The sequence below is a fragment of the Novipirellula sp. genome, assembly GCF_041583735.1.
Classification (GTDB): domain Bacteria; phylum Planctomycetota; class Planctomycetia; order Pirellulales; family Pirellulaceae; genus Novipirellula.
This window is the reverse complement of sequence record NZ_JBFHFD010000336.1, coordinates 1-9150: the sequence shown is the minus strand read 5'-3', so window position 1 is coordinate 9150 and position 9150 is coordinate 1. Positions and strand designations below refer to the sequence as shown.

The window sequence follows — 9150 nt, the reverse complement described above, 5'->3', positions numbered from 1 at the left end:
GGTGGCGTAAGCCTGGTCCACTAAAACTTTGGGCTTGTTGTGATTTTTGGTTGCGATGGTTTTCTGCCACCTCTCCACCAACTTCGTTGGGGGAGAGGTCGAACGGAGCCTTCAGCGACGTTCGGGTGAGGGGGCTGACCGAGCAAACTACTCGCCGACGATAACGACGTTTGCGCCGGAATTGCTCGCCGATAGCGCGGTCGCCCCCTCACCCGAGCAACGCCTAAAGGGCGTGCTCGACCTCTCCCCCAACGAAGTTGGTGGAGAGGTGGCAGAAAACCATCGCAACCAAAAATCACAACAAGCCCAAAGTTTTAGTGGACCAGGCTTACGCCACCGGCATGGGATGTGTCAGCCTCCGGCTTAAGACTGCAAATCACTCAACCTATAAATCGCACGTCCTTCGGTACTTCAAAATAACGCAACTTCAAAACTTACGATTCGGGTTAGAATTCGTCCAAAGCCGGTTGAACTGCTTAAATGCAGCGACTCGTGAAATGTCGCTCGTGATATTTCACCGCTCTACGTTAGAATGGTTACGCTAGAATGACGTTCACATTCTATGCCCCTCACCCCCTTTCAGACATGAATTCTGCGATGCTAATTCGTTTACTCGTTTTGTTTGCGATCTTTACCGCAGCGATTCCCGTTTTCGATACGGTTCACTGTTCGCAACTGCTTGCCGAAGACGCTGTTTTGGCGTTCGACCGTGACTCGGCAGCGACGTCTCACAAACTCGAAACGCACGAACTGGGCGATACCCGCAACGTGTTGCGGTTTGGTAATGTGATTCTTGCGGGCCAACCCGACCAAGCTCTATTCACTGAATTCAAGCAGCGGGGAATTACCGCCGTGCTGACGCTCCGCGAACCAGTCGAATTGGAATGGGACGAGAAACAGGTTGCCGAGTCGGCGGGATTGCGTTTTTACCAGTTGCCCGTTCAAGGCCCCGACGATCTCAGCCCAGAGATGTTCGACAAAAGTTTAGAGATCATTCGTTCAGCGAAGGACAACGCGAAGGTATTGGTGCATTGCGCGGCGGCCAGTCGTGTCGGAGCGGTGTGGATGGCGCATCGCATCATCGATGGCAAGTTGAGCGTGGATGATGCACGCAAAGAAGCTCGACAAGTCGGACTGCGAGCTCCGGTTTTGGAAGCAAAAGTGCTCGAATACGTGAAGACAAAACAAGCCGCCGATGCGGGTGAGTCGACAAAATAGACGCCTTAAGTAGGAAACGCTGTGAAGCATTTTCTTGTAGCGGAACTCGTCAAGAGTTTCGGGAATTGGGTTCGTTCAACGAAAGTCTTGACGACTTCCGCTACGTTTATACACCACAAAATACGGCACAAAAATGCTTCACAGCGTTTCTTAATAGGGGTGTCATCGCCACAGGCGGAAGGGTTATTTTTTCAAGCCCGCACGGTGCAAACCCAATGTACGCGGCCCCATCGTTTGGCGTACACTTAGCCTTGATCGAGCCCTTTTACTGGCAGCCCGACCGCTGGCAACCCGTTTGCCGGCAACGACAAATGGATATTCACCCCGCTCAAGGAATTTGAAATATGAATCGATGGATGTTGCTTGCCGCCGCTGTTTTCGTGATGAGTTTCCCCAGCATGGCGTTGGCCCATCCAGGTCACGGACCCGCCGAACATGGCATTGCTGACCACGCGATGGGTGGATTGACGAACGGTTTGACGCATCCGTTGACCGGAATTGACCATTTGTTAACGCTGATCGCTGTCGCTCTGATCGCGGTTCGCATCGGGGGACGTGCGATGTGGGCCGTTCCTGCCGCATTTTTGGCAATGGGAGCAATTGGGGCGTCCGCAGCTTCGCTTGGCTGGACCGTGCCGATGGCCGAAGCGATGATTATCGGTTCAGTATTGGTCGCGGGACTGACTTTGGCTTCACGACGTACCGCACCGACGTTTTTATTGAGCGTGATCTGCGGGTTTGGCCTGTTCCACGGCTATGCTCACGTGATCGAAATGGCGGGCACGGTCACTGTCGCGTCTTACTCGATTGGATTGATGGCAACGTCGCTTGGCATGATCGTGATCGTGATGATGGCAGCGAAATCAGCACAACGACTCGGTTCGATCGAAACGTTCACCAAAGCTTGCCGGATTGTTGGCGGATCGCTAACCGTCGCAGCGATCGCAATGATGCTGGTCCACGTAGGATAGTCTTCTAGCCTGTTAATGTGGGATAGGCTTCTAGCCTGTCAAGCAGCCCAGTCCTATCGAATTCTCCTGTAGCGAAACTCGCCAAGAGTTTCGGATCGTTCGACAAATACTACGAAAGTCTTGCTGACTTTCTCTACCTTAAAACACACCGATGACAGACTGGAAGCCTATCCCACATTTGTTTACGCGATGATCTCGTTGACCACGCGTGATGGCTTGGTCAAATTCGACAATCGCTGATTGGCACCCTGCGTCGGATACGTCAGACGCATATGGTCGACTCCCATCAAATGCAGAAGTGTCGCGTGCAGATCGTGAGGCGACACCTTGTCGACGACCGCTTCGTATCCGATCTCGTCGGTCTCGCCGAGCGTAAAGCCGCTCTTCACTCCACCGCCAGCCATCCAGATGGTAAACGCGCCGGGATTGTGATCGCGACCGACGAGTTTCATTTCTTTGCCGTTGCGATTTTCCCGCATCGGCGTGCGGCCAAACTCGCCGCCCCAGACGACAAGCGTATCTTCGAGCAACCCACGCTGCTGCAGATCTTTTAGCAATGCGGCGATTGGCTTGTCCGTCTCGCGGCAACGGTCCGAAAACCCTTTATTGATCGCTTCACTCTCAGCCGCGCCGTGCGAATCCCATCCCCAGTGAAACAGCTGGATGAAGCGGACGCCACGCTCGGCCAATCGGCGTGCCAGCAAACAATTGTTGGCAAACGCCTCCTTGCCCGGTTCGACCCCATACGCCTGGTGCACGCTTTTTTCTTCTTGGCTCAAGTCAAATGCATCAGTCGCCGAAGTCTGCATCCGGAATGCCATCTCGTATTGTGAGATACGAGTCAGTGTTTCCGCGTCGCCATATTCGGCGTAAGCACGTCGATTGAGTTTCTCGATCGCGTCGAGAGTCGTTCGTCGCTCTTGGCGAGTCGAGCCATCGGTGTTAGAAAGGAACAACACCGGATCGCCTTGCGAACGACATTGCACGCCTTGGTACACCGAGGGCAGATAGCCCGATCCCCAGACGCTCTTGCCCGCCGACGGCATTCGCCCGCCTGAAACAAGCACGATGAAGCCGGGTAAGTTGTCGTTTTCGCTGCCGAGACCGTACGTGGCCCAAGCTCCCATGGAGCCCGCGCCGAGCGTTTGATTGCCCGTCAACATCAACAACTGTGCGGGCGCGTGATTGAACTGAGTCGTGTACATCGACTTGATGAAACAAACTTGATCCGAGACCGTTTTGAATTCCGGGAATCGGTCGGACACCCAGTTGCCCGCTTCACCGACCTGTTCAAATGGGAACTGTGGCCCGAGCATTTTTGGAACGCCTTGGATAAACGCAAACCGCTTGCCCTGCAAGAAGGAAGCTGGAGTGTCCATGCCGTCAAACTTTGCCAATTCCGGCTTGTAGTCAAACAAATCCAGCTGGCTGGGCGAGCCGGCCATGTGCAAATAGATAACCCGCTTCGCTCGCGGGCGAAAATGCAATCCACCCTCCAGACTCGGCTTGCCCGCTTTACCTCTGGCATGCGACGCGTCGGCTGCTCTGGCGGACTGGGCGCCCATCCAGGCCGAAGCCAAGCCAAGTCCGCAGCCGCCTAAAAAGTGACGACGCGTGCTGGCGTACAATCGCTGCAATTCAAGCTCTTGATGTAATTTCATTGTTCCACCTAGATTCATTGTTCCAGGACTCATTTTGTGATCGCCAAATCGGAGTTCAAAATCGCCAATGCGACGATGCCTAACGGGTCCAACTTGGCTGGCATGCTTTTCGCCTCGTTTGAATCTTCCGCCTTCGTTTCACTTGCTCTTGTTTCGTCCGTTACGGTTTCATCCACAGCGGTTTCATCCACTGTTGCTCGTTGCTTGAGTAACGATTCATGCAACATCATCAAATCTGCAAGATCTTCTTCGCTTGGCTCGCGGCTGATCACACGCAGATAAATCTCGCGTATGAGATCGCGTGGTGTCGCTGAAGCATTGGTCTTCGAATTCTCTCTTACGCGGTCAGCGATCGATTGAGCCAATTCGGTATAGACTTCGCTATTTAGGGTCACCAATGCCTGCAGCGGTGTGTTGGTCGCGATCCGCCGGGGACTGCAAATGTCACGGTTCGGCGTATCAAACATGACAAACCCAGGATAGGGACTGGTCCGTTTCCAATACGTATAGACACCACGCCGGAAGCGATCTTCTCCCTCGGCGGCCTTCCACGCGGCACCTGAATAGACTTGCTGCCAAACTCCGTCCGGCTGCGGAGGCATCACGCTCGGGCCTCCCATTTGGGTCGCCAACTTACCGGATGCGACGAGCGATTGGTCCCGTACCATTTCGGCGGTCAAGCGAGTGCGTGGGCCACGAGCGAGTAAACGATTGCGTGGATCTCTTTGCTTGCGTTCTGCGTCGACTCGGTTGTCTTGTCGATAGGTTGATGAAAGCACCAATTCCCGCAGTAACGATTTCAAGCTCCACCCGAGCTCGCTTTGCATTTGTGAGGCAAGGAAATTCAACAGCTCGAGGTTCGAGGGTGGCTCACCACTGACGCCAAAATCTTCGAGCGTTTCTACGATGCCGATCCCAAACAACTCGTTCCAAATCCGATTCACCCAAACTCGCGACGCCATCGGGTTATCGCGAGACACCAACCACTGAGCGAACTCCAGACGATTGGTCACTTGAATCCGATTCTTATCCGCTGCGATTTGAAAGACCTCGGGAATCCCGGGCTCGACTACATCGCCGCGGTCAAGCCAGTTGCCTCGCAGAAACAAGCGAGTTTCGCGAACCGCGTCGGGCACGCGGTCTTGCATGATCGGCAGCGATGGCCCTTTGAACTTGCTCATTTCTCGACGAAGCGAATCCACCGTTTCTCGCTGTTTCGCGTACGCCTCATCCTCGCCAAGTTTGCTAAGCGATGGGGCTTCAGAGTACTCGATCTTGAATCGACGCAAGTGGTTAGAGAGTCCGCCAGTGACCGACGCACTTTGATGCAACTTTAATTCGAGCGTTTCGGATTCGCCAAGCTGCAATGGTTCGGCGAGAGTAACGACTACCCAGCGGGGTTCGAAGATTTTCGGGTAGCCTCCAAATCCTTCGGATCCTTTTTGCAACATTCTCTCAACCGGGTTCGCGCCCGCTCGATAGTCAGGAATGACCGTATCGAGTTTCACCGGCTTGGATTTGTCGTCGTTCCCGATGACCGCGACTTCCAGATGGGAAAGCACACTGCCTTGTTCGGGCCATTTAGCCGGATCATCGGATTCCGGCCGAATCGTAAAACGCAGCGCCGTGATCGACGAAACATCGCTCGACAATTTGTAAGTGCTGCCCACTGCAACCGTTCCGCCGATCACGCGGACTTCATCGCCGACCTTTCCGATCGTGCCCGTGGTCGATTCGAGTTCATTGATCGCCAGCAATTCCCACTCGGATTGTCCGACCACCAAGTGCCCGAGCGAATCGAGCGTTTTCTCTGCTTCGTTCAGTTCACGCTCGGTCCTCACAAACTCAACACGCAATTGCTTGTCACTGAGATAAGGGATCGCTGGTTTTTCGTGATCCAAATCCGCATCTTCGCTGTTGTTGAATAGTGACAACCCGGCATAGAACTCGTCGTGCTGGTAAGGTTCGTAGGGGTGAGCATGGCACTGGACGCATCCGAACGTAGTCGCTTGCCAAGTCGTCCAAGTGGTGCTGAGGCGATCGATCACCGCGGCAATGCGGAACTCTTCGTCATCGGTGCCGCCTTCAGTGTTGGTTTGTGTATTGCGGTGAAATGCCGTGGCCACGAGGTCGTCAAAGGACGGATCGGGCAGCAAATCGCCTGCGAGCTGTTTGATCGTAAATTCGTCATAGGGCATGTCTTGGTTGAACGCTTCAATCAGCCAATTGCGATAGGGCCACATTTCGCGATGCGGGTCTTTTTCAAACCCTTTCGAATCAGCATAGCGAGCCAAGTCCATCCACATCGAAGCCCAGCGTTCGCCAAAATGAGGCGAGGCCAACAAACGCTCGACTTGTTGTTCGTAAACGAGTTCACGGTCCGCTTTGTGATCCGTGTTCGACAATTGCTTGACGAACGCATCAAGCTCTTCGAGCGTTGGCGGCAGCCCGATCAAATCGAACGATACTCGACGCAACCATTGTTCCGGTTCGGCTTCACGAGTTGGTGACAAATCGTGCTGCCGCAGTGAACTGTAAATAAAGTGATCCAGCGGCTTATTAGCCCATGCGATCGATTGGTCGCTTTCAGGAATCGAGGGGGCGACCAGCGGCATCCGCGACCAATGGTCTTCCCACTTGGCGTCCTGTTTGATCCAGCGACGAATCAGCTCAATTTCTCGATCGCTTAAACCATCGGGATGTTCGTCGGGCGGCGGCATGCGGTCATCAGGGTCGTCCGAGATGATGCGTTGAAACAAAACCGATTCGTCTGGATCTCCCGGTTCAACCACCCAACCGTCAGGCGGCAAAATCGAGTCGGCGTAGACGAACGAGATATCGCCGGCTTGCTTGACGCCGCCATGGCAACCAGTACACGATTTTGCAAAAATCGGCTGAATGTCGCGAGCAAAACTCGGGTGTTCGGGGATCGGCTGGGCACCCTTCGAATCGTCGGCGACTGCCAAGCCCTGCGGCATCATTATCAGCAGCAATAAGGTCAACTCACCCACTTTGGCCAAGCGGGGGTGGTACTCAGTTGACGTGCGAAGCAGTGATTTTTGTTGTGGTAGTTGCATGCTGGCTATTGTAGCTCATCACGCCGCGAAAATGAGCCCTGATGCATCGCAGACAACGAATCGCAAACCGATTCAATCAGCAGCGTTTTGTTCGCAGGGTTCGACTGGCTTCGGACGAAAAACAGCAACGCAGTCAGCACGAAATGCGGGGTATCCCCAACCCAAAGTCAATGCACAATAGATCGCAATCGACAGCGGTGACGCTCCGGCGGCAAGCAGCCGAGGGGTATCCAGAAATGGGTCTCCTGTGAACCACGCTACCGCTAAATAGACGCCGTTGGCCAATACGCAAAAGTTCGCGATAAACCAGACGGATGGCTTGCGAATTGCAATCGCAATCAGCAACGGAACCACCGCTCCGACCAAGGGGCCTGACCAAAGGGTGAGTAGCGGATGCGGATCAGGGGCGAAATGACTGTATGGCAAATGCCATGGTCTCAGTTCGGCATGTTGCAGCGTCCCACCACCTAGCCAGCCTCCGATCAGATGGCCGACTTCGTGTGTCGTCGTCATCACAATCCAGGATGCAATCAGCAGCAGGGTGAATCGTATCATCGTGGTTTGTTTAGCCTCAAGCGGCTGAATGGAATTTAGCGGTGGCGAAACTAACGGTAGCGAAACTCGCAGACGGGCTGTTGATTTAATCGAAATCCAACTCGCAGTTGTGAGCCGCGGGCCGTAAGGCATCGGTTAATGCGTGGAATAATCCGTTCACGCGCGAGCGGCTCACTAAATCAACAGTCCGCAGAGAGTTTCGGCCATCAACGTGCCACTACGAAAGGCTCTGCGACTTTCGCTACGGTAAGTTCTCTGCGTAAGCCTTGGCCACCTCTTCGGCGATGATTTGGAACCCTTTCCTCACGGTCGCTTCGGGCATCGTGAACGTCACGCGTATGCATTCTTGGCGGTGTCGCCAATCGTGATCATCCAATCCAAAAAAGAAATAGTTGCCGGGGACGACTAACACGTCACGAGCCTTCAGACGCTGGTACAGTTCTTGCGAGCTGATCGGCAATCCTTCGAACCACATCCACAGAAAGAACGCCCCTTCGCTGCGATGAATCCGATAAGGCAATTCGTCATTGAAGTACTCGTGGACAAACGCCAGCGCTTGCTCGGACTTTGTGCGATAGAAAGGCTGAACCACTTCATCGCTCAATCGCAAGATTTCGCCACTTTCAACAAGCGGCGTTGCGATCGCTTGACCAATGTTGGTGTTGGCGAGTCCCACGATCGACATCATTGATGACAGTGAACGAATTACCTCGGGGCTCGCGACGACGATTCCGGTACGTGTGCCAGGCAATCCGATCTTAGAAAGACTGAGCGTGAGGATGATGTTCTCGTTCCAGACCGGAGTCGCTTCGGTAAAGATCGCGTTTGGAAACGGTGCGCCGTAGGCGTTATCGATGATCAGCGGAATGTCATGCGAGGCCGCGAGTTCGGCGAGTCGCTTGATTTCGGCGTCGGTCAACACATTGCCGGTCGGGTTGGTCGGCCTTGATACACAAATTGCGGCAATCTCCTCCGTAACGTTTAACGCATCAAAATCGACACGATATTTAAATTCGTGTTTGCCGTTCAGTTCCAGCCGTGGCTTGATGGCACAAAACATCTCGCCATCGACCGATTGGTTGGCATAGCCGATGTATTCGGGGACCAGCGGCAGCAGGACCTTTTTGCGACTGCCGTCACGAAATTTGCCCGCCAACGAGTTGAACAGCATGAAGAACGCGGTTTGTCCACCCGCGGTGACGCCTATATTTTCCGGACCGAGATCCCAGCCAAATTGTCGTTGGAACAAATTCGCGAGTGCGGCACGGAAGGCAGGATTCCCCGAGGGTGGTTCGTAGTTGCCTACCGCGTGTTCGAGTTTACCGGGTTCGCGTCCCATTTCCTCGAATCGTCTTCGCCACAGCGCGTCCATCTCTGGGATATGGGCCGGTTGGCCGCCTCCAAGCATACAGATGCTGTCGCCGCCCTTGGCGATCGCATGCCCCAGATCGTCCATCAATTCGCTGATACCGCTGCCGCGACAAAGCTGCTCACCAAACTCAGACCAGTGCAATTTCATTGTATTTATCAGTGCGAGACATTGCTGTTGAACGCTAACGAGTATGGTGAATCTTCGTCGACCATGAAACCATGCTGACATAAGAACCCATGTAGCGAAACTCGCGAAGAGTTTCGGCCGCCATCACGGTACAGATCATAAAAACACTT

The 9150-nt window shown here is 54.1% G+C and carries 6 protein-coding genes; 2 read left to right on the top strand and 4 right to left on the bottom strand.

What is annotated here, in order from left to right:
• The first annotated feature begins 585 nt into the window (after positions 1–585).
• Positions 586–1218: a hypothetical protein gene (locus ABX962_RS21645; protein WP_372722220.1), complete on the top strand. Its 633-nt coding sequence runs from the start codon at positions 586–588 to the stop codon at positions 1216–1218.
• Between the two features lie 344 nt (positions 1219–1562).
• Positions 1563–2189 (top strand): HupE/UreJ family protein, encoded by a 627-nt coding sequence (locus tag ABX962_RS21640; RefSeq protein ID WP_372722218.1) that lies wholly within the window; start codon positions 1563–1565, stop codon positions 2187–2189.
• A gap of 182 nt (positions 2190–2371) precedes the next feature.
• On the opposite strand, the gene ABX962_RS21635 is transcribed toward ABX962_RS21640, so the two are convergent.
• From ABX962_RS21635 to ABX962_RS21620, 4 genes are all read right to left on the bottom strand, one after another.
• Positions 2372–3850 (bottom strand): DUF1501 domain-containing protein, encoded by a 1479-nt coding sequence (locus ABX962_RS21635; RefSeq protein WP_372722216.1) that lies wholly within the window; start codon positions 3848–3850, stop codon positions 2372–2374.
• 29 nt (positions 3851–3879) lie between these two features.
• Positions 3880–6927 carry a PSD1 and planctomycete cytochrome C domain-containing protein gene (locus tag ABX962_RS21630; protein WP_372722215.1) on the bottom strand — a complete coding sequence of 1016 codons (3048 nt, stop codon included), beginning with the start codon at positions 6925–6927 and terminating at the stop codon, positions 3880–3882.
• 72 nt (positions 6928–6999) lie between these two features.
• The gene (locus ABX962_RS21625) at positions 7000–7482 is read right to left on the bottom strand and encodes a hypothetical protein (RefSeq protein WP_372722213.1); all 483 of its coding nucleotides are present in this window, start codon (positions 7480–7482) and stop codon (positions 7000–7002) included.
• A 241-nt stretch (positions 7483–7723) separates the two neighbouring features.
• Positions 7724–9001 carry a valine--pyruvate transaminase gene (locus tag ABX962_RS21620; RefSeq protein ID WP_372722212.1) on the bottom strand — a complete coding sequence of 426 codons (1278 nt, stop codon included), beginning with the start codon at positions 8999–9001 and terminating at the stop codon, positions 7724–7726.
• Between the last annotated feature and the right edge of the window lie 149 nt (positions 9002–9150).

Bases quoted from the DNA above. Each gene is read 5' to 3' on its own strand.
- ABX962_RS21645 (WP_372722220.1), top strand. From the start codon at position 586: ATGAATTCTGCGATGCTAATTCGTTTACTCGTTTTGTTTGCGATCTTT.
- ABX962_RS21640 (WP_372722218.1), top strand. From the start codon at position 1,563: ATGAATCGATGGATGTTGCTTGCCGCCGCTGTTTTCGTGATGAGTTTC.
- ABX962_RS21635 (WP_372722216.1), bottom strand. From the start codon at position 3,850: ATGAAATTACATCAAGAGCTTGAATTGCAGCGATTGTACGCCAGCACG.
- ABX962_RS21630 (WP_372722215.1), bottom strand. From the start codon at position 6,927: ATGCAACTACCACAACAAAAATCACTGCTTCGCACGTCAACTGAGTAC.
- ABX962_RS21625 (WP_372722213.1), bottom strand. From the start codon at position 7,482: ATGATACGATTCACCCTGCTGCTGATTGCATCCTGGATTGTGATGACG.
- ABX962_RS21620 (WP_372722212.1), bottom strand. From the start codon at position 9,001: ATGAAATTGCACTGGTCTGAGTTTGGTGAGCAGCTTTGTCGCGGCAGC.